This window comes from Desulfonauticus autotrophicus (assembly GCF_055381725.1).
In genome coordinates this window covers 19,555-39,554 of the sequence record NZ_AP042395.1, presented here as the reverse complement: position 1 = coordinate 39,554, position 20,000 = coordinate 19,555, and the positions used below count along the sequence as shown (strand labels likewise).

The following is a 20,000-nucleotide window of genomic DNA, read 5'->3' as shown; positions in this document are numbered from 1 at the left end:
CTATATATTAAATTCTTTTCTTCTTTTCCCGAACAATTTATAGATTATTATATAAAACATTGGGATAAATATTGTGGCCAAAAATGTAGATGCAATTGTACCTCCCACCACAACAATTCCTATTGCATTCTGTGCCCCAGATCCTGCACCATGGGATAGGGCTAAGGGCAATACTCCAAATCCAAATGCAAATGAAGTCATAAGTATTGGCCTGAATCTAACCCTTGCTGCCTCTAAAACTGATTGCAAGAGCTCATGCCCTGCATCCAGCCTTTCTCTGGCAAATTGTACAATAAGTATTGCATTCTTTGTGGTGAGTCCAAGTATTGTAATGAGTCCCACCTGAAAATAGATGTCATTGTCAAACCCTTTCAAATTTGTGGCAATTATACCTCCAATCACCCCAAGGGGCATACTTAAAAGGATTGCTATGGGAATGGGCCAGCTTTCATATAAGGCTGCTAGAACCAGAAAGATTACAAAGATAGCAAATCCATATACTAAGGGTCCTTGTTTTGTTGCCATCTTTTCCTGGTATGAAAGGCCTGTCCATGCATAGCCTATCTCTTTTGGAAGCCTCCTGGCCAGCTCTTCCATTGCCTTCATTGCATCACCTGTACTGTATCCAGGAGCTGGCTCACCCCATATATTTATGGAAGAAAAACCATTATATCTTTCAAGTTGTTGTGCCCCGTATATCCACCTGCCTCTGGCAAATGCAGAAAAGGGGACCATTTTTCCTTCCAGGTTTCTCACATATATTTTAGTTAAATCTTCTGGCATCATCCTGTAGGGCGCATCAAATTGTGCATATACCTTTTTCACCCTGCCCCCTTTTACAAAGTCATTTACATAGGTCCCACCAAAGGCAGCAGCAAGATTATAATTGATTGATGAAATTGGAAGCTTAAATGCCCCTGCCCTTTCCCAATCCACATCAATCTTATATTGCACCACTGGATCCATTCCATTTGGTCTTACCCGTTGTAACCTTTTATCTTTAAATGCCATATATAAAAGTTGATTTCTTGCTTCCAGTAGCTTGGCATATCCAACTCCTCCATAATCCAAAAGTTCAAAATCAAACCCCACTGCATTTCCCAGCTCAATGATTGGTGGAGGCGTAAAAGCAAATGCCATTGCATCATTGTATTTAGAAAATTCCCTCATAAGACGCATTGCCACTGCCTGTGCAGATTGAGATTTATTTCTTCTCTCCTCCCAATCTTTTAGATGAATAAAGCCAAGGGCCACATTTTGGGCCTGGCCTCCAAAGGAATATCCTATTACTGAGCCCATGGAATTTATTGTCTGTTTCTCATTTTTCTCTATATATTCTTCAATTCGTTTCATAACCTTTTGAGTCTGCTCCATTGTTGAACCAGAGGGCAAAATTGCCTGTATAAGAACTATCCCCTGATCTTCATTGGGCAGATATCCTGTTTTCATGTTCATAAATAAATATCCTGTTATTCCAACTATAATAAGATATATCAAAAAGAATCTCGTCCTTCTTGCAATGGTATAACCCACTAAAGATACATAAATATCCCTGAACTTTTTTAAAAACTTATTAAAAATCTTTAAAAATGGACTAAATAGAACAAATCCTTTATTTGATTTCTGCGAATTGGAAGGTTTAAGTATTGTTGCACACAAAACTGGAGTTAAAATTAAGGCAACTAAAACAGAAAGAAGCATAGCAGCTGCAATTGTTACAGAAAATTGCCTGTAAATTATTCCTGTGGATCCAGGGAAAAATGCCATTGGCAAAAATACTGCTGCCAATACCAACCCAATACCAATTAAGGCACCTGTTATTTCATCCATGGACTTTGCAGTTGCCTCCAGGGGAGATAAGCCTTCTTCTTCCATTATCCTGTCCACATTTTCCACAACAACAATTGCATCATCCACCAGAAGACCAATGGCAAGTACCACTGCGAACATTGTCAACATATTTATGGAAAAACCAAGTATCCATATTATGCCAAAGGTACCCAGCACCACCACTGGTACTGCAATTGTTGGGATAATAGTAGCCCTAAAACTTCCTAAAAATATGAACATTACAATAAAGACCAGAATAATAGCCTCATATAATGTGCGTACAACTTCCTCAATTGCAACTTTAGTAAATGGGGTTGTGTCATATGGGTACACCACCTCAACCCCTTCTGGGAAATACTGTTGCATTTCTTTGAGTTTGTTCTTTATGGTATCTGCAACCTGCAAAGAATTTGCACCAGCCTGTTTTCTAACAGCCAAAAAAGCTGCAGGTTTTCCATTGTATGTGGCATACACATCATAAAACTCAGTGCCAAGTTCAACCCTGGCAACATCTTTTAATAAAACCCTTGAACCGTCTTTATTTATTCTAATGGGTATTTTTAAAAATTCACCTGGGGTTTTTAGGTAGTGCTGGACAATAATAGAGGCATTAAATTTTTGACCTTTTTTTGCAGGAGCACCTCCAAGTTGTCCTGCTGAGACTTCAACATTATAGCTTCTAAGTGCCTGGACAACATCTTCTAAAGTAAAATTATATTTTATCAATTTTTCCGGATTTACCCATATTCTCATGGCATATTCTGTTCCAAATACCTGCACCTCACCCACACCTGGAGTCCTGGCAAGGATCTTTTCTATATTTGATTTGGCATAGTCTCTTAGATCATTTCCTGAATAGGAACCGTCCTTTGATACTATACCTGCTATTAACAAAAAATTTCTAGTGGATTTACTTACTCTAACTCCCTGTCTTTGCACCACCTCAGGCAAAGAAGCAGTGGCAAGTTGCACCTTATTTTGAACCTTAGTCCATGCTATGTCTGGATCTGTGCCAGGGGCAAATGTAAGTTCAATCCTGGCCACACCAGCTGAGCTACTCCTCCCATTTATATACCACAGCCCATCTAAACCTGTTAATTGCTGCTCTATAATCTGGGTAACAGTACTTTCCACTGTCTCTGCAGATGCCCCAGGGTATGTTGCTTCCACAGAAATTACAGGGGGAGCTAGTTCTGGATATTGAGATATTGGCAAAAATTTTATTCCTAAGATACCGAAACTCATTATGGCTATAGCTATAACCCATGCAAATACTGGCCTTTTTAAAAAAAATCTAGAAAGCATCTAAATCCTCCGATAAATTTTCCTTACCTATTGCTCTAATTGAGGAACTACGCTCACACCAGGCCTGATATACTGAAATCCCTTTGTAATTAACCTATCTTTTTCCTTTAAACCTGATATAACAAGCCATTTATTCCCAATGGCCCTATCTATTTTTACTGGTCTTGTAACTACCTTGTTTTCATTATCCAGCAAAAACACATAAGGATTTCCCCTTGGATCAAATTTTAAGCTCTCCTGGGGTATCAATATCCCATTTTCCTTTATTCCCTTTACGATCTTTGCCTTCACAAACATTCCTGGCAATAATTCTTTTTCAGGATTTGAAACCTTTATCCTCAAAATCACAGAACTGGTTGTCTCATCAACAGTAACTTCATTAAACTCCAACACTCCATAATGTTTGTATTTTGTCCCATCTTCCAAAAATATTCCAACCTCTTTGTCCATCTTCTTAGTAGATTTAAAAGTGCTATTTTTTCTTTCTTTTCTTATTTGCCTCAGTTCCTCCACTGATATTGGTGCATCTATATAAACTGGATCAAAATGTTGTATAACTGCCAGTGGATTAGGCTGATATTGTGTTACAACTGCACCTTCTGTAACATATGATCTTCCAATAATACCATCTATGGGAGCTTTGATATAACAATATTCCAGATTTACCTTAGCCTGTTTTATTTGTGACTTATAAAGTTTAATCTCAGACTTTAATGCATCTAAGGCAGCCTTAGTATCATCATAAACTTCTTCACTTATTGATTTAACTTTTACAAGCTCTTTATATCTTTTTACCTTTTTTTCCAGTGAAGGCAATTTTGCTTCTGCAATTCTCAAAGAAGCCTCTGCCTGATCCAGCCTTGCTTTATATATTGCTGGATCAATTATATATAATAAATCGTCTTTTTTTACATAACTTCCTTCTTTAAATACCCTCTTTAAAATTATACCACTCACCTGGGGTATGATCTTTGCGGTTTGATAAGAAGATACCCTCCCTGGAAGCTCCTTTAACAAAACAACCTTTTCTCCCTTAATTTCAATATACGATACAGGTATCTGTCTTATCTTTTGACTTACATTACTCTTTTCTTTATCTTTGCATCCAATAAAAAGAACAAAAAAGACTATTAGAAAAATACCATATCTTCTCATAGCTCCCCCTATAAATATTTTTTACGTATTATACCGTTTAAAAATATATCCACAAAATTTTCAAATATATTTTCTAAATCTTTTTCACCTACCTTTTCAACAGAAAAAATCTCCATGGACAAAAATAAATCAAAAATCATTCCTCTAAACCTCATAGCTACTAATTTTTCATTCTTCTTATCTATAGAAAGTTCATCTTTTTTCGTTCTAAATATAGAAATTAAACCCTCATCTATTTCATCTTTTATCCTTTTATATATTTCAAATACCTTATCTGAATATAAGTTAATTTCAGATAAGGTTATCTTTACCATCTTTTTTTTATCAAGGAGTGCAAAATAAAATCTTCTTGCTGTAATAATTAAAACTTCCCTTAAATCTTTTCCATGAACTTCTTTTAATACTTCTTTTAGGTTAACAATTACAGAATATCTTTTTAATACCTCCTCAAACAAAGCCTCCTTTGTTCCAAAAATCCTAAATAGGGTCACCTCAGATACTGAGGCCCTTTTTGCAATATCCTTGGTTGTTGTCCTGGCATATCCATATTCAGAAAAAGGAAAAATGCAGCCTCAATTAACCTCTCTCTTGCACTCTTTTTCCCCATATTTCTTTGCCCCTAAAAATGATAGTAAGCACTTACATTAAAAATTTGTCCAAATCAAATTATTTTTCAGGGAGAAAAAAGGTCTTATCTGTCAGTTTGATTCTTGCTGAATATTTAAAAGAAATAGCTGAAATAGCTGAATTTTTTTTGAAAGCAGTAAAAGAAGCTACTCAATAGGAAATCAAAATAGCAGCACTAAATAATGCAGATTTTTTAGAAAAATTAAAAAAATATCAGGCCTACACTTCACTGTATTTTTAATAAAGAAGAGAAAAAAATCTGGCAACAAGCTATGTAACTCGTTTACAATCAATTTGCTCCCATTGTCGGACAAAAGTACATACAGCTGTTCAAAATTAAAAAAAATAAAGGTAGCTCTGTTTACTTTGTCTACTTTGTAAACAGTCAAGGCAACTCAAAGGACGCTTCTATCCCAGCAGGAGTAGTTTGCTTTCCCTTGTAGAAAATAAACTTTTATCTCTTTTTATATCAAGGAAGAAAGGAGAAAAGAAAATTTAAAGAAGCTTTACTGAAAAATTTTGAGGGGAAAAGCCAAAAAGGGGAAGAAAACTCTTCCCCTAAAAAGCTCTCTTAGCAACTAGGTTTTACTACTGCTCCACTACGGATACAACGCGTACACACTTTAATTTTTCTTACTTCTCCATTAGGAAGCTGAGCCCTGACTTTTTGTAAGTTAGGCAAAAACCTTCTCTTATTCTTGTTATTAGCATGGCTCACATGATTACCCACAAGTGGAGACTTACCGCAAATTTCGCACTGTCTAGACATATCTATACCTCCCAAATTCATTCGTCTTAAGCGCACAGAAGAAAATATTTATACCCCCCTTTATCAAAAAAGGCAAGCCTAAATTCTTGACAAGAAAGACCTTAGCACTATACACAAGTCTAGTTTCAGTCAAGAAAAGGATTTTTATTTATGTTAGAAGGATGGCTCAGTTTAAAAGACGTCCCGGCTGAGGGCCGGGAATTTTCATTTGAAACAAATGAAAATTGGCAAGAGTTTATTGCCGAGTTTAATCTAAAATTTAAGATTCTTATTCCCCTTAAGCTAGATTTAACCGTTTTACCACAAAAAAAAGGTTTCTGGCTAAAGGGAGTAATTCAGGGTAAAGTTGAGTTTGCCTGTGACAGATGTTTAGAGCCAGCAATTATCTCCTTTAAAGAGTATTTTGAGTTTTTTGAAGAAAAAGAACCTGCTGAACCAGAAAATATGGGAGAAAGTCTTTTACGTTTTATTGATAGTCATTATGAATTAAATATTTTTCAACTTATTTGGGAACAATTTCTCCTGTCTTTGCCAGATAAAAAACTCTGTCAGGAAGAGTGTAAAGGTCTATGCCCTAAGTGCGGGACCAATTTAAACCTGGCTTCCTGTAATTGCGAAAAAACAACAGGAGATCCTAGATTAAGTATTTTTAGACAATTAAAATTAAAATCTAAATAAGGGGTAAAATTATGGCAAATCCAAAAAAAAGAACTTCCAAATCCAAAAAAGGAATGAGACGTTCTCATCACCATTTAGAAGCACCTAATTTTATTTATTGCTCCTGTGGAGAGGCAACTCTTCCCCATACTGTTTGTCCTGCTTGTGGGAAGTACAAAGATAGGCAGTATTTGAGAAGAGAGGATAATGAGTAGAAGAATCTGTATAGCTGTAGATGCCATGGGAGGAGACCATGGGCCAGAAGTAGTTGTTCCAGGAGCTCTAGAAGCTGCCCGGTCTAAAAACTTAAAAATTCTGTTGGTAGGAGATGAGGCAAGGATAAAGACAATCCTTGCGCAAGAATCCACTAAGGGAATAGAAGTGGAAATCGTGCATGCTGAAGAAGTAGTTGGTATGGAGGAAAAACCTTCAGAAGCTCTTCGGCGCAAAAAGAATTCCTCCATTCAAAAGGCCTTTATGCTGGCCAGGAAGGGTATAGCTGATGGAGTGATTAGTGCTGGAAATTCTGGAGCAACTCTGGCCTGCGGCATGTTTACAGTAGGCAGAATAAAGGGGATTGAGCGCCCAGCTCTAGCCTCTATCCTGCCCTCGGAAAAAAAACCCGTGATTTTAATTGATGTAGGGGCTAATGTGGATTGTAAGCCCCATCACCTTCTTCAATTTGGACTCATGGCTGAAATTTTTGCCAGAGATGTGCTCAAAATAGAAAAGCCTACTTTGGGCCTTCTTACCATTGGAGAAGAAGAAGGAAAAGGTAATAATTTAGTCAAAGAAGCCTATAATCTTTTTAAGCTTTCCTTCTTGAACTTTGTGGGTAATGTAAAAGGTAAAGACATATTCAAAGGTAATGTGGACATTATTGTCTGTGATGGATTTGTAGGTAATGTTGCTCTCAAGCTCATGGAAGGATTGGCTTCATCCTTAGGAACTTTACTCAAAAAAGAAATAAAAAAGAGTTTCTGGGCCAAGGTAGGTTTTTTGCTCGCTAAAAAATCTCTCAAAAATTTTGCCAGAAAGCTGGATTATGCTGAGTATGGGGGAGCTCCTCTACTGGGGTTAAAAAAGATTGCCCTGGTTTGTCATGGCTCTTCCAACAGCAAAGCCATTAAAAATGCCGTGCTTATGGCAGCTTCTTTTGTCAAAAACAAAGCCAATGAGCACCTGGAAGAAGGTTTGGCCATGCACCAAGAAATCAGCTTGCTAGGGAAAAAAGCTTTAACCAACCAAAAGGCCAAGAGTGTTTAGTTATGAAAAAAATTTATATCCAAGGAATAGGGCATTATATACCCCCTAAAATTCTTTCCAATCAAGACCTGGAGCAAATGGTGGATACCAGTGATGAATGGATAACCACCAGAACAGGCATAAAAAAAAGACATGTAGTAGAAAAGGAAACCTGCTCTGATTTAGCCTATCAAGCTTCACTAAAGGCCCTGGAAGATGCAGGGCTACAAGCAACAGACCTTACCCATATTGTTCTAGCCACTTTTACTCCTGATACCTATGTTCCCAATGGGGCCAGCCACTTACAAAAAAAACTTGGCTGTGCTCCCACTCCTTGCTTTGATATCAATGCGGCCTGCACTGGTTTTTTATATGCCCTGGAAGTAGGTAGAGGGCTGTGTTTAACTAACCCCAAGGCAAAAGTTTTAGTGGTAGCTGCAGAAGCCTTAACCAGCAGAGTAAATTTTACTGACCGCAGCACCTGTGTATTGTTTGGTGATGCTGGAGGCGCAGTTATCTTAAGTACAGAACCAGGAAAAGCTGAAGTTAAAAATATTCTCATTCAGGCAGATGGTAGCCTGGGAGATCTACTCACCATTAAAGGAGGAGGTTCAGCTTATCCTCCCAAGCTGGGAGAGCCCATTGATGAAAAATATTTTGTGGAAATGCAAGGTCGGGAAGTATTTAAGTATGCTGTACGCTCCATGGCTGACATCTGCCTGGAACTTTTAGCTAAAGAAAACCTTTCTTCTAAGGACATAAGCCTTTTTATCCCTCACCAGGCCAATATTAGAATTATTGAAGCGTTAACTAAAAAATTAGACCTGGATGTAGACAAAGTCTTTATAAATGTACAAGATTACGGTAATACTTCTGCTGCTTCTATTCCTCTGGCCCTAAGCGAAGCCTGGGAACAAGGAAGGATAAAATCCGGCGATAAAGTTTTATTAGTAGCCTTTGGTGGAGGCTTTACCTGGGGTTCTGCCCTGCTTACTTTTTAAGGGTTGGCAAGGAGAAAATAATGGAAAAAACAGCTCTGGTTACAGGCGGTTCTAGAGGTATTGGCAGAGAAATAGCCCTGCGTCTGGCTAAAGAAGGGTATCAAATATTTTTGACTTATGTAAGCAAACCAGAACTAGCCCAAAAAGTGGTTAACCTTATTGAAAGCCAAGGCGGAAAAGCCAGAAGTTTTCTTTTAGATACAGGTAAGTGGGAAGATGTAGTTTCCTTTTTCAAGAGGAAATAAATAAAAAGGTCAATCTGGAAGTTCTGGTTAACAATGCAGGGATTACCAGAGATGGGCTTATCCTGCGTTTAAAAAAAGAACAATGGGAACAAGTTCTGCAAGTCAATCTCACGGGTGCTTTTGTCTGTCTACAACAAGCAGCTAAAATCATGGTCAAGCAGCGTTATGGCCGCATTATAAATATCACTTCAGTGGTAGGCCAGAGTGGAAATGCAGGCCAGTCCAACTACGCAGCCTCTAAAGCTGGACTTATTGGTCTTACCAAAAGTGCTGCCCTGGAACTAGCCTCTCGCAATATCACAGTAAACGCAGTGGCACCAGGTTTTATCGAAACAGATATGACCAAAGAACTTCCCCAGGAGATAAAAGAGCTTTATTTACAAAAGATTCCCCTTTCTCGCTTTGGCTCCAGCCAAGATATAGCTGAAGTGGTGGCCTTTTTAGCTTCTCCCAAAGCAGGCTATATCACCGGACAGGTTATTGGGGTTAATGGCGGGATGTATTTATAATAAAAAAAGAAAATTCTTATGGAGGGTAACATGTCTGTAGAAGAAAAAGTAAAGGAAATTGTAGCTGAACAATTGGGTGTATCTCTAGATCAAGTAAAGCCTGAATCCAAGTTCGTAGAAGACTTGGGGGCAGATTCCCTAGATCTAACAGAACTCATTATGGCTATGGAAGACGAATTTGGTGTAGAAATTGATGATGAAAAGGCCCAAGAAATCAAAACAGTTCAAGACGCCATTAATTTTATCCAAGAAAATAAATAAGATAAGGGGGGAAGTTTCCCCCTTGTCTTAGGTTTAAAAGAGGATTCTATGCAAAGAGTTGTAGTTACTGGGCTGGCCGCAATTACTCCTTTGGGTAATGATTTAGAAACTAGCTGGAACAACCTCTTGGCAGGTAAAAACGGTGTAGGTCCCATCACTCGCTTTGATTGTAGTGAATTTGATACCAAGATAGCTGCAGAAATAAAAAATTTTGATCCAACTGATTATTTAGATCCCAAACAAATAAAAAGATTGGATAGATTCTGTCATTATGCCTTAGCTGCTGCTAAAATGCTTTTAAAGCAAGCTAACTGGCCCATTGAAGAAGAATTGAATGAAAATCTGGGAGTATTGCTGGGTTGCGGTTTAGGTGGGCTGGAGACCATTGAAGAATTTCATACTAAACTCAAAGAAAAAGGTCCTAAGCGTGTTTCTCCCTTTTACATTCCTCAACTCATCTCCAACATGGCTGCGGGTCAAATATCCATTATGGCCAAGGCCAAAGGACCCAATCTGGTAACCACCTCGGCCTGTGCCTCTGGCTTACATGCCATTGGCTATGCCTTTTCTGAAGTAAAACTGGGCAGAGTAAAGGCAATTATCACTGGGGGAGTAGAATCTACCATTACTCCCATGGCTGTATCTGGTTTTAATGCCATGAAAGCCCTTTCTACCAGAAACGAAGAGCCAGAAAAGGCCAGCCGTCCCTTTGATCGGGATAGAGACGGCTTTGTGATTGGTGAAGGATGCGGCTTGTTGCTCTTGGAAAGTCTGGAAAGCGCCCTGGAAAGGGGAGCAACCATTTTTGCAGAAGTAGTTGGTTTTGGAGCTTCTTCTGATGCCTATCACATGACCGCCCCAGAAGAAAATGGTACAGGAATGGCTTTAGCTATGCAAAGGGCCTTAAAAGAAGCACAGGTAGACCCCAGGGAAATAGACCATATTAATGCGCACGGCACTTCCACTAAATTAAATGACATCTGTGAAACCAGGGCCATAAAAAAAGTTTTTGGCTCTCATGCCTATGATTTGCTTATAACTTCCAATAAATCCATGATTGGACACACCCTGGGAGCTGCAGGCGGAATTGAGAGTGTCTTTAGTGTCCTAAGTATTTATCATGGCCAGATTCCTCCTACCATCAATTTAGATAATCCTGACCCAGAATGCGATCTTAACTACTGTGCTAACCAGAAAGTAGAAAAAGATATTGAGTTTGCCCTGTGCAATTCCTTTGGTTTTGGTGGAACCAATGGCTGTATTTTGTTTCGCAAGTTTCACCCCTAACCTTTTGAAGGAGCAAAAATGCTTTTAGAATTTTTGTTTAAACACGATCCCCAGCTGGCAAAGGCCATTGAATTGGAAGAAAAAAGGCAATTAAGCAAATTGGAATTAATTGCCTCAGAAAACTTTGCCTCTCCAGCAGTGCGCCTGACCATGAGCAGTGTACTTACCCACAAGTACGCTGAAGGTTATCCTGGAAAGCGCTATTATGGAGGTTGCGAGTTTGTAGATATGGCTGAAGACCTGGCCAGAGACAGGGCCAAGGAACTGTTTAAAGCAGAATATGCCAATGTTCAGCCTCACAGTGGCTCTCAGGCCAACATGGGAGTTTATTTTGCCTGCTTACAACCTGGAGATACCATTTTAGGCATGGACCTTTCCCATGGAGGTCATTTAACCCATGGTAGTCCGGTAAACTTTTCAGGCAAACTTTTTAAGGTGGTCTTTTACGGGGTAAACAAAGAAACTCAAACCATAGATTACGACCAGGTAGAAAAACTGGCCCAAGAACACCAACCCAAACTCATTGTGGCTGGAGCCAGTGCCTATCCCAGAACCATTGACTTTGCCCGTTTTAGAGCCATAGCCGACCAGGTAGGTGCCAAACTTATGGTAGATATGGCCCACATTGCTGGATTGGTGGCTACAGATTTACATCCTTCTCCCATTCCCCATGCCCACTTTACCACCACAACCACCCACAAGACCTTAAGAGGTCCCAGGGGAGGGATGATTTTAAGCTCAGAAGAATATGGAAAAACTTTAAATTCACAAATTTTCCCGGGAATTCAAGGTGGACCCTTGATGCATGTGATTGCTGCCAAGGCAGTGGCCTTTGGAGAGGCTTTAAAGGAAGAATTTAAGGCCTATCAACAACTGGTCCTTGAAAATGCCCAGAAAATGGCCCAGGAATTACAGGCTGCAGGTTTTAAACTGGTTTCTGATGGCACAGACAACCACCTGCTCCTGGTAGATTTAACCAACAAAGATATTACTGGCAAAGAAGCAGAAGCTGCTTTGGATAAGGCGGGAATTACGGTAAACAAAAACACCATTCCCTTTGAAACCAGGTCTCCTTTTGTTACTTCAGGCATTCGTCTGGGCACTCCAGCCATTACCACCAGGGGAATAAAGCCAGAACATATTCCCCAAATTGTAAACTGGATTGTGGCTGCTTTGGAATCCAAAGATAATGAAACCAGACTGGAACAAATCAAAAAAGAAGTGGAAAGGTTTGCCCTGCAGTTCCCACTTTTTGCCTGGTAGTTATGCAAAAAAATAACCGCCTTTCTTGGCCAGAATATTACATGCAAATAGCCACACTGGTGGCAGAGCGCTCCACCTGTTTACGCCGCAAGGTAGGTGCTATTGCAGTAAAGGATAAACGCATCCTGGCTACAGGCTATAATGGCGCTCCAGCAGGTCTTGCCCATTGTCTGGAAATAGGTTGTTTAAGGGAAAAGCTACAAATTCCTTCCGGAGAAAGGCACGAGCTCTGCAGGGGCTTACACGCTGAACAAAATGTCATTATTCAATGTGCTGTGCATGGAGTAAGTTTACAAGGTGCTACTATTTACTGCACAACCCAGCCCTGCCTCATTTGCACCAAGATGCTTATTAACTGTGGGATTAAGGAAATCTACTTTGCAGAAGGTTATCCAGATAATCTGGCCCAGGAGATGCTAAAAGAAGCTCAAATCACCTTTCAAAAATTGACTTTATGAACTTAAAGGAAAAGAAAAATTTATGGCCAGAGCCATCAGCCTGGCCCAGCGAGCTAAAGGAAAAACAGCTCCCAATCCTTGTGTGGGAGCTGTTTTAGTTAAAGAGGGAAAGGTTGTAGCCTCTGGCTATCATCGAGGCTATGGTCTGCCCCATGCTGAAGTGGAAGTATTAAAGGACGCTAGGAAAAAAAATATTGACCCTAGAGAATGCGCTTTATTTGTAACTCTGGAACCCTGCAATCACTTTGGCAAAACTCCACCTTGCACCAAAGCCATTTTAGAAGCTGGCATCAAAGAGGTCTATGTTGGGGCCCTGGACCCCAACCCTCAAGTAGAAGGCGGGGGAGCCAGATTTTTGCAAAGCAAAGGAGTGCAGGTAGAAACAGGGATTTTACAAGCCCAGTGTACAGATTTAATAAGGGATTTTTATCTCTGGAAAATAGAAAAAAGACCTTTTTTTTATTTAAAGTTAGCTTCTACCTTAGATGGAAAAATTGCCACTTCCACAGGGCATTCCAACTGGATTAGTTCAGAAAAGTCCCGGGCAAAAGTCCACCAGCTGCGCAAAAAAGTACAGGCAGTCTTGGTGGGAGGAAATACTTTTGTTCAGGACAATCCCAAGCTCACAGTTCGCAAGGCAAAAAGTAAAAAACAACCTTTAGCCCTTATTCTGACCAGAAAACTTCCTGCAGAAGCAAGTTATTATCTCCTCCAGCAAAGACCAGAGGAAACCATTTTCTTTACCCTGGAAAGCCAGGAAAACTTGCGTTTACAAAAAAAGATAAGCGAACTGGGCAGTAAAGTGGTTTTCCTGCCTGTTAAAAACAATTCCTGGGATTTAAAGGCAATGGCTACTTGGCTCTGGAACAACAATATTTTTTATGTCCTGGTGGAAGGCGGGGGCTTTATTGCCCAGAAATTTTTGGAATATCAGCTTGCTGATGAAATCTGGCTTTTTTTGGCTCCTAAAATTCTAGGAGATGCTGGGGCCATTTCTTCTTTTTGGGGAAGAAGCATAAAAACCATAGACGAAGCTTACACTTTAAGCTACCAGAAAGTCACTTCTTGTGGAGAAGATCTCTTACTTATTTTAAAGCCTTAAAGATGTTTACTGGCATTATTGAAGACATAGGTGAAATTCTCAACATAACTCCCTTAAGCAAAGAAAAGCGTTTTAGCATTAAAACCAACAAAATAAAAAACTTTGTGCAGGGAGAAAGTATTGCTGTAAATGGTGTCTGTCTTACAGTGGAAAATTTTTCTAATACTTCCTTTACAGCCTATGCTTCCCTGGAAACCCTTGGAAAAACCAATCTCCAATTTTTAAAAACTGGAGATAAGGTCAATCTGGAAAGGGCCCTTACCTTATCCTCTAGACTGGGTGGACACCTGGTAACAGGACATGTGGATTGCCTGGCCCGGGTAGAAGAAATTACCCCTGCAGGAGAATCAAAAATTTTTAGACTCTCCTATCCAGAAGAATTTTCCCCTTATATTATTTCCAAAGGTTCAGTGGCCCTGGATGGGATTAGCCTGACAGTAAATACTTGTGGTCCGGGTTTTCTTGAGGTAAACATCATCCCTGCCACTCAAAAAGAAACCACCATAAGCACCTGGAAAAAGGGTACTGTGGTTAATTTGGAAACAGACATCATAGGCAAATATGTCAAAAGTTTTTTGGACAAAAAGGAAAACACTTCTGAAAATAAATCTCAAAGCAAATTAACTCTCGACTTTTTGCGAGAACACGGTTTTTAAAAAATCAAAAAAAGAGGTTAAAAAATGCCCAAGTGTACTATTGAAGAAGCCATTGAAGACATTAAACAAGGCAAAATGATCATCTTGGTAGATGACGAAGATAGAGAAAATGAAGGGGACTTAACCATTGCTGCTGAAAAAGTAACTCCTGAAATAATCAACTTTATGGCCAAGCACGGACGGGGACTTATCTGCCTGGCCCTGGCGCCAGAATGGGTGGACAAATTGGGACTTCCCCTACAACCCCAACGCGGTCGTTCCAAGTTTGGCACGGCCTTTACTGTATCCATTGAAGCCAAAGAAGGAGTAACTACTGGCATTTCTGCTCAAGACAGAGCTACCACCATTTTAACGGCAGTAAAAGACAATGTAACCCCGGATGATATTGTTACCCCAGGACACATTTTCCCCTTAAGGGCCAGAAAAGGCGGGGTACTGGAAAGAGCTGGACAGACCGAAGGCAGTGTAGATTTAGCCAGATTGGCTGGTCTAAAGCCAGCAGCAGTCATCTGTGAAATTATGAAAGACGACGGCACCATGGCCAGAATGCCGGATCTGGAAAAGTTTGCCCAGGAACATGATTTAAAAATTTGCACCATTGAAGACCTTATTCGCTACCGCATGCGCTTTGATTCCCTGGTCAAGCGAGAAGCAGAAGCCTTTTTGCCCACTGCCTACGGCAATTTCAAGGCCATTGCCTTTGAAAGCCAGACGGACAATCAAACGCATATAGCTCTGGTAAAAGGTGAGTGGGAAAAAGACGAACCAGTAATGGTCAGGGTTCACAGTGAATGCTTAACTGGTGATGTCTTTGGTTCCTTACGCTGTGATTGCGGCAAACAACTCCAAACTGCCATGCAAATGATTGAAAAAGAAGGCAAGGGCGTTATCCTCTATATGCGCCAGGAAGGAAGAGGTATTGGCCTGGCCAACAAGATAAAAGCCTACAAACTGCAAGACCAGGGCAAAGATACGGTAGAAGCCAATTTAGCCCTGGGCTTTCCTCCAGACCTTAGAGATTATGGTATAGGAGCTCAAATCTTGGTTAATCTGGGAATCAGTAAAATGCGTCTTATGACCAACAATCCCAAAAAAATCGTAGGCCTGGAAGGCTATGGTTTACAGGTGGTAGAACGAGTACCCATAGAAATTCCAGCCTGTGAAGAAAACTACTGTTATCTAAAAACCAAAAGAGATAAAATGGGACACATTTTAAACAACATTCAAGATAAAGGGGATAAGTAAAATGTTACACCTAAAAACCATTGAAGGGCAACTAAATGCCCAGGACCTTTCCATTGCCATTGTAGCCAGCAGATTTAATGATTTTATTGTGGACAAACTCATTGCTGGTGCTGTGGACTATCTGGTACGACATGGTTTAAACAAGGACAATATCACTCTAGTTCGAGTGCCAGGTGCCTTTGAACTTCCTCTAGTGGCCAAAAAACTGGCCAAAAGCCAGAAATATGCAGGTATCATCTGCCTGGGAGCCATTATTAGAGGAGCTACCCCCCATTTTGATTATGTGGCTGCTGAAGCCAGCAAAGGTATTGCCCTGGTCAGCCTGGAGACAGAAGTTCCCGTAGGATTTGGCGTACTCACCACTGATACTCTGGAACAAGCCATAGAGCGAGCAGGAAGTAAAGCAGGAAATAAAGGAGCTGAAGCTGCCCAAGCCCTCCTGGAAACCATCAGAGTGCTGGAACAAATCTAGGTCAAAGGGAATCTACATCTATGAAAATTCAGAAGCTCTCTCGCCGCAAGCAACGGGAATTTGCCTTTCAAGTGCTTTATAGCCTGAACTTTAATTCAGAAACAGAACTCAACTTGCTCAAGGAAAATGCTGCCTGTTTTCCAGACCCTAAAAAAGAAAACTTCTCGCCAGAACAAGCTCCTTTTGCCTGGGAACTCATTGAGGGAGTAGAAGAAAAAAAAGCGAACTTGACAGTTATATTGAAAAATATTCCCGCAACTGGAAAATAAATAGAATTGCCAAAATAGAACTTACTATCTTGCGCCTGGCTACCTTTGAACTTATTTTTCGCCCTGATATTCCTCCTAAGGTAAGTATCAATGAGGCCATAGAACTGGCCAAAGGCTATGGCGATATAAATTCCAAAACCTTTGTCAACGGCATTCTGGATGCCCTTGCTAAGGATATAACCAATGGTCAACTTGGGAATAGTAAATAATTTAAATTTACTACCTCCAAACACTCTGTGGGTTAATTTTAAAAAACATACTCAAGTAGAAAGTATTTTAGAAATAAATAAAAACTTAACAACTCTAAATTTTTTCTTTAACCCTGAAAATAACTTTGGTGAAAGTTTTTATTCCCTTTTAAAAGGGTTAAAGGCAAACCAGATTGCCTTAAATCCAACTTACCTAGTTCCCATATATAATTTATCGCTGGAAGACTCTCTTTTAAAGTGGGGAGAAACTATTTTTCCTTTTTTTAAAAATTGGGACGGTACCCTGTACTTTGAAGTAAAAAATTTTTGCCTGCAAAATATCTTTAAAAAGTGGTCTAAAAAATTTACCCATGTCTGCTTCAAAAACAAGTACAATCTTGTCCAATCCCAGGAAAATAAACAGACAAAGAAAAGAAGTATTTATCCCCTTTGGAAGTTAAAGGTGCAAAACAGTTAGAGAGGAGAGAAACATGAAAAAAGAGTACAATCCTCAAGAAATAGAGCTCAAGTGGCAAAAGATTTGGGAAGAGAAAAAACTATTTAAAACTCAAGAAGATAATTCTAAGCCCAAGTATTATGTGCTGGAAATGTTTCCCTATCCTTCTGGCCGCATTCATATGGGACATGTACGAAACTATTCCATTGGTGATGTGGTAGCCAGAGTCAAGAAAATGCAAGGGTTTAATGTCCTTCATCCTATGGGCTGGGATGCCTTTGGACTACCTGCTGAAAATGCCGCTATCAAGCACAATACTCATCCAGCCAAATGGACCTATGAAAATATAGCTTACATGAAAAAAGAACTTAAAAGACTAGGTTATTCCTATGATTGGGACAGGGAAATAGCTACCTGTCATCCCAAATACTATCGCTGGGAACAACTCTTCTTTTTAAAGTTATTGGAAAAGGGGTTGGCCTATCGCAAAAAATCCCCTGTAAATTGGTGCCCAAAGTGTAATACAGTCCTGGCCAACGAACAGGTAGAAGAGGGACTTTGCTGGCGCTGTAGCTCAGTGGTAGAACAAAAGGAATTGGAGCAATGGTTCCTGCGTATTACAGACTATGCTGAAGAACTTTTAAAGGACCTGGAAAAGTTGCAGGGTGGTTGGCCAGAAAAGGTTCTCATTATGCAAAGAAACTGGATTGGAAAGAGTGAAGGTGCAGAAATAGAATTTGCCCTTGAAGGTTCAGAGAAAAAAATAAAAGTTTTTACCACCAGGCCAGATACCCTCTTTGGAGCTACTTTTATGAGCCTTGCTCCAGAACACCCCCTGGTAGAAGAATTGATTGCCAACAGCCCAAACAAGCAGGCAGTAGAAGAATTTATCCAGAAAACCAAGGCCCTGGATAAAATAAAAAGAACTTCTGAAGACCTGGAAAAGAAGGCGTATTTACTGGTCGTTATTGCTTAAATCCTGTAACTGGCCAGAAAATGCCCATATATGTGGCTAATTTTGTTTTGGTAGAATATGGAACAGGTGCAGTTATGGCTGTACCTGCGCATGACCAGAGAGATTTTGAATTTGCCCAAAAGTACTCTTTACCTCTAAAAATTGTCATTCAGCCTGAAGGAGAGAAACTCCAGGAAGAAACTTTAAAAGAAGCCTATACAGGCCCTGGATACCTGGTAAACTCAGGCCAATTTGATGGGCTTTTTAATGAAGAAGCCAAAATCAAAATCACAGAATACCTGGCTCAAAAAGGTTTGGGCCAAAAGACTGTAAACTATCGTTTAAGAGACTGGAACATCTCCAGACAACGCTACTGGGGGGCTCCCATTCCTGTAGTTTACTGTGATAGTTGTGGAATTGTGCCAGTAAAAGAAGAAGACCTTCCAGTAGTACTGCCGCTGGAAGTAAAGACAAAGCCTGATGGCAAGTCTCCTTTGCCTGAGTGCAAGGAATTCCTGGAAACCACCTGTCCCAGGTGTGGCCAAAAGGCCAGAAGAGAAACAGATACCATGGATACCTTTGTAGAGTCTTCCTGGTATTTTGCCCGCTATACTGCGCCCAGATTAGAGGATAAACCCTTTGACCCCAGGGCCCTAAAATACTGGCTCCCTGTAGATCAGTACATTGGTGGAGTAGAACACGCCATTTTACATCTGCTCTATTCCCGCTTTTTTGTGAAGGTTTTAAGGGATTTAGGTTTTATGGAATTGGACGAACCCTTTAGCAACCTCCTTACCCAGGGAATGGTCTTAAAAGATGGGGCCAAAATGTCCAAATCCAAGGGCAATGTAGTGGACCCGGATGAAATGATTCAAAAATACGGTGCAGACACAGTTAGACTCTTTTGTCTCTTTGCTGCTCCACCAGAAAAGGATATGGAATGGAGTGACCAGGGTATTGAAGGCTCTTTTAGATTTTTAAACCGTCTCTGGCGCCTGGTCCAAGAGTTAAAACCCGTGCTTAAACCTGTGGGTCCTGCCTATAAACTGGATAGGGAAAGTTTGTCTTCTGAAGCCAAAGAACTCTTGTACAAAGAACACTACACCATAGAAAAGGTAACCAAAGATTTGGAAAACAAGTTCCAATTCAATACAGCCATTGCTGCCATTATGGAACTGGTAAACCTTTTGTATTTAAGCAAGGATAAGTTAAAGGATTCAGAACAAGGTAAGCTTTTACTCTCTTCCAGTATTAGCACTGTACTTACCCTGCTTTATCCCATTGTGCCTCACCTCTGTGAGGAATTATGGCAGGAAATAGGCTATACCACCACCCTGGCTGAATCCAGGTGGCCTGAGCCCCTAAAAGAAGCTCTGGTTCAAGACAATCTGGTTATAGTGGTTCAGGTAAATGGAAAGCTAAGGGGCAAACTGGAAATACCTGCTAACACCCCGGAAGAAGAAATTAAAACCCTGGCTTTACAAGAAGAAAATGTGCAAAGACACATTGCAGGAAAAACAGTGGTTAAGACCATTGTAGTGCCCAAAAAACTGGTCAACATAGTGGTTAAGTAATGTTAAGAAAAGCAGGCAATCTACTATTATTAAGCATCTTGTTTTTAATGGGAGGGTGTGGCTATCACTTTATTGATAGCCAACCCCTTTCCTTTCCCAACCAGGCAAGCAAGCTAAACCTAAAAAAAGTTGTTAATCCTACCCAGGAAACCTGGATAGAAGGATATGTGCGCAATTTTTTAGCTGAAGAAATAAGTAAAAGAAGCTCTGCCACTCTTACCAATTCCAGCCAAGCAGAACTTTTCTTAACCATTTACCTGGACAGATTGTCCACCTCTGAAAAAACCAAAGGTGAAAATGATACTACTCTAAAATACTCTGCTGACCTTAGTTTAAGAATGGTTTTTAACAATGCCCAAGGAGAAAAAATTTTAGAAACCAGGCCAGTTAGTTATGCGCAAAGTTATACTTCTGAAGGAGAAAAAAAGAAGCCATAGAAAAGGCTCTAGAGGAAGCTCTGCGCTTAAGCT

General features: G+C 40.1%; 18 protein-coding genes and 3 pseudogenes. 17 read left to right on the top strand and 4 right to left on the bottom strand.

The features are described 5' to 3' along the window. The 4 genes from ACZ42F_RS00230 to rpmB form a co-directional block, all read right to left on the bottom strand. Complete coding sequence (locus ACZ42F_RS00230) at positions 1-3,135, bottom strand: efflux RND transporter permease subunit (RefSeq protein ID WP_464279307.1); 3,135 nt, start codon at positions 3,133-3,135, stop codon at positions 1-3. Between the two features lie 27 nt (positions 3,136-3,162). Next, positions 3,163-4,290: an efflux RND transporter periplasmic adaptor subunit gene (locus tag ACZ42F_RS00225; protein WP_464279306.1), complete on the bottom strand. Its 1,128-nt coding sequence runs from the start codon at positions 4,288-4,290 to the stop codon at positions 3,163-3,165. 8 nt (positions 4,291-4,298) lie between these two features. After that, on the bottom strand, positions 4,299-4,856 hold the full coding sequence (locus ACZ42F_RS00220; RefSeq protein WP_464280274.1) for a TetR/AcrR family transcriptional regulator: 558 nt from the start codon (positions 4,854-4,856) through the stop codon (positions 4,299-4,301). Between the two features lie 632 nt (positions 4,857-5,488). After that, positions 5,489-5,686, bottom strand: coding sequence for a 50S ribosomal protein L28 (gene rpmB, locus ACZ42F_RS00215; RefSeq protein WP_464279305.1), 198 nt, complete (start codon positions 5,684-5,686; stop codon positions 5,489-5,491). Positions 5,687-5,836: 150 nt separating this feature from the next. On the opposite strand from rpmB, the gene ACZ42F_RS00210 reads away from it, so the two are divergent. From ACZ42F_RS00210 to ACZ42F_RS00130, 17 genes and pseudogenes are all read left to right on the top strand, one after another. Then, positions 5,837-6,364 (top strand): YceD family protein, encoded by a 528-nt coding sequence (locus ACZ42F_RS00210; RefSeq protein ID WP_464279304.1) that lies wholly within the window; start codon positions 5,837-5,839, stop codon positions 6,362-6,364. 11 nt (positions 6,365-6,375) lie between these two features. Next, entirely contained in the window at positions 6,376-6,558 is a 183-nt protein-coding gene (gene rpmF, locus ACZ42F_RS00205; protein WP_464279303.1) for a 50S ribosomal protein L32, read from the top strand. Beyond that, on the top strand, positions 6,551-7,609 hold the full coding sequence (gene plsX / locus ACZ42F_RS00200) for a phosphate acyltransferase PlsX (RefSeq protein ID WP_464279302.1): 1,059 nt from the start codon (positions 6,551-6,553) through the stop codon (positions 7,607-7,609). Before rpmF ends, plsX begins: the two co-directional genes overlap by 8 nt. A gap of 2 nt (positions 7,610-7,611) precedes the next feature. Further along, the gene (locus ACZ42F_RS00195) at positions 7,612-8,589 is read left to right on the top strand and encodes a beta-ketoacyl-ACP synthase III (RefSeq protein ID WP_464279301.1); all 978 of its coding nucleotides are present in this window, start codon (positions 7,612-7,614) and stop codon (positions 8,587-8,589) included. A gap of 20 nt (positions 8,590-8,609) precedes the next feature. Continuing rightward, positions 8,610-9,343: pseudogene (gene fabG / locus ACZ42F_RS00190) on the top strand (3-oxoacyl-[acyl-carrier-protein] reductase). 30 nt (positions 9,344-9,373) lie between these two features. After that, complete coding sequence (gene acpP / locus ACZ42F_RS00185; protein WP_464279300.1) at positions 9,374-9,604, top strand: acyl carrier protein; 231 nt, start codon at positions 9,374-9,376, stop codon at positions 9,602-9,604. 48 nt (positions 9,605-9,652) lie between these two features. Further along, positions 9,653-10,891, top strand: coding sequence for a beta-ketoacyl-ACP synthase II (gene fabF / locus ACZ42F_RS00180; protein ID WP_464279299.1), 1,239 nt, complete (start codon positions 9,653-9,655; stop codon positions 10,889-10,891). 18 nt (positions 10,892-10,909) lie between these two features. Then, on the top strand, positions 10,910-12,154 hold the full coding sequence (glyA, locus tag ACZ42F_RS00175; RefSeq protein WP_464279298.1) for a serine hydroxymethyltransferase: 1,245 nt from the start codon (positions 10,910-10,912) through the stop codon (positions 12,152-12,154). Between the two features lie 2 nt (positions 12,155-12,156). Continuing rightward, positions 12,157-12,612 carry a deoxycytidylate deaminase gene (locus tag ACZ42F_RS00170; RefSeq protein ID WP_029969237.1) on the top strand — a complete coding sequence of 152 codons (456 nt, stop codon included), beginning with the start codon at positions 12,157-12,159 and terminating at the stop codon, positions 12,610-12,612. 22 nt (positions 12,613-12,634) lie between these two features. After that, positions 12,635-13,714 carry a bifunctional diaminohydroxyphosphoribosylaminopyrimidine deaminase/5-amino-6-(5-phosphoribosylamino)uracil reductase RibD gene (ribD, locus tag ACZ42F_RS00165; RefSeq protein WP_464279297.1) on the top strand — a complete coding sequence of 360 codons (1,080 nt, stop codon included), beginning with the start codon at positions 12,635-12,637 and terminating at the stop codon, positions 13,712-13,714. A gap of 2 nt (positions 13,715-13,716) precedes the next feature. Continuing rightward, complete coding sequence (locus tag ACZ42F_RS00160) at positions 13,717-14,370, top strand: riboflavin synthase (RefSeq protein ID WP_464279296.1); 654 nt, start codon at positions 13,717-13,719, stop codon at positions 14,368-14,370. A gap of 24 nt (positions 14,371-14,394) precedes the next feature. Then, positions 14,395-15,615: a bifunctional 3,4-dihydroxy-2-butanone-4-phosphate synthase/GTP cyclohydrolase II gene (locus ACZ42F_RS00155; protein ID WP_464279295.1), complete on the top strand. Its 1,221-nt coding sequence runs from the start codon at positions 14,395-14,397 to the stop codon at positions 15,613-15,615. Between the two features lies 1 nt (position 15,616). Then, positions 15,617-16,087 (top strand): 6,7-dimethyl-8-ribityllumazine synthase, encoded by a 471-nt coding sequence (ribH, locus tag ACZ42F_RS00150; RefSeq protein WP_029969228.1) that lies wholly within the window; start codon positions 15,617-15,619, stop codon positions 16,085-16,087. Between the two features lie 20 nt (positions 16,088-16,107). Beyond that, positions 16,108-16,565, top strand: a pseudogene (nusB, locus tag ACZ42F_RS00145) (transcription antitermination factor NusB). Beyond that, entirely contained in the window at positions 16,540-17,022 is a 483-nt protein-coding gene (locus ACZ42F_RS00140; protein WP_464279294.1) for a hypothetical protein, read from the top strand. The pseudogene nusB and the gene ACZ42F_RS00140 overlap by 26 nt, the downstream one beginning before the upstream one ends. A 13-nt stretch (positions 17,023-17,035) precedes the next feature. Further along, positions 17,036-19,530 (top strand): annotated as a pseudogene (gene leuS, locus ACZ42F_RS00135) (leucine--tRNA ligase). Next, on the top strand, positions 19,530-19,967 hold the full coding sequence (locus ACZ42F_RS00130) for a hypothetical protein (protein WP_464279293.1): 438 nt from the start codon (positions 19,530-19,532) through the stop codon (positions 19,965-19,967). The pseudogene leuS and the gene ACZ42F_RS00130 overlap by 1 nt, the downstream one beginning before the upstream one ends. Positions 19,968-20,000: the final 33 nt, after the last annotated feature.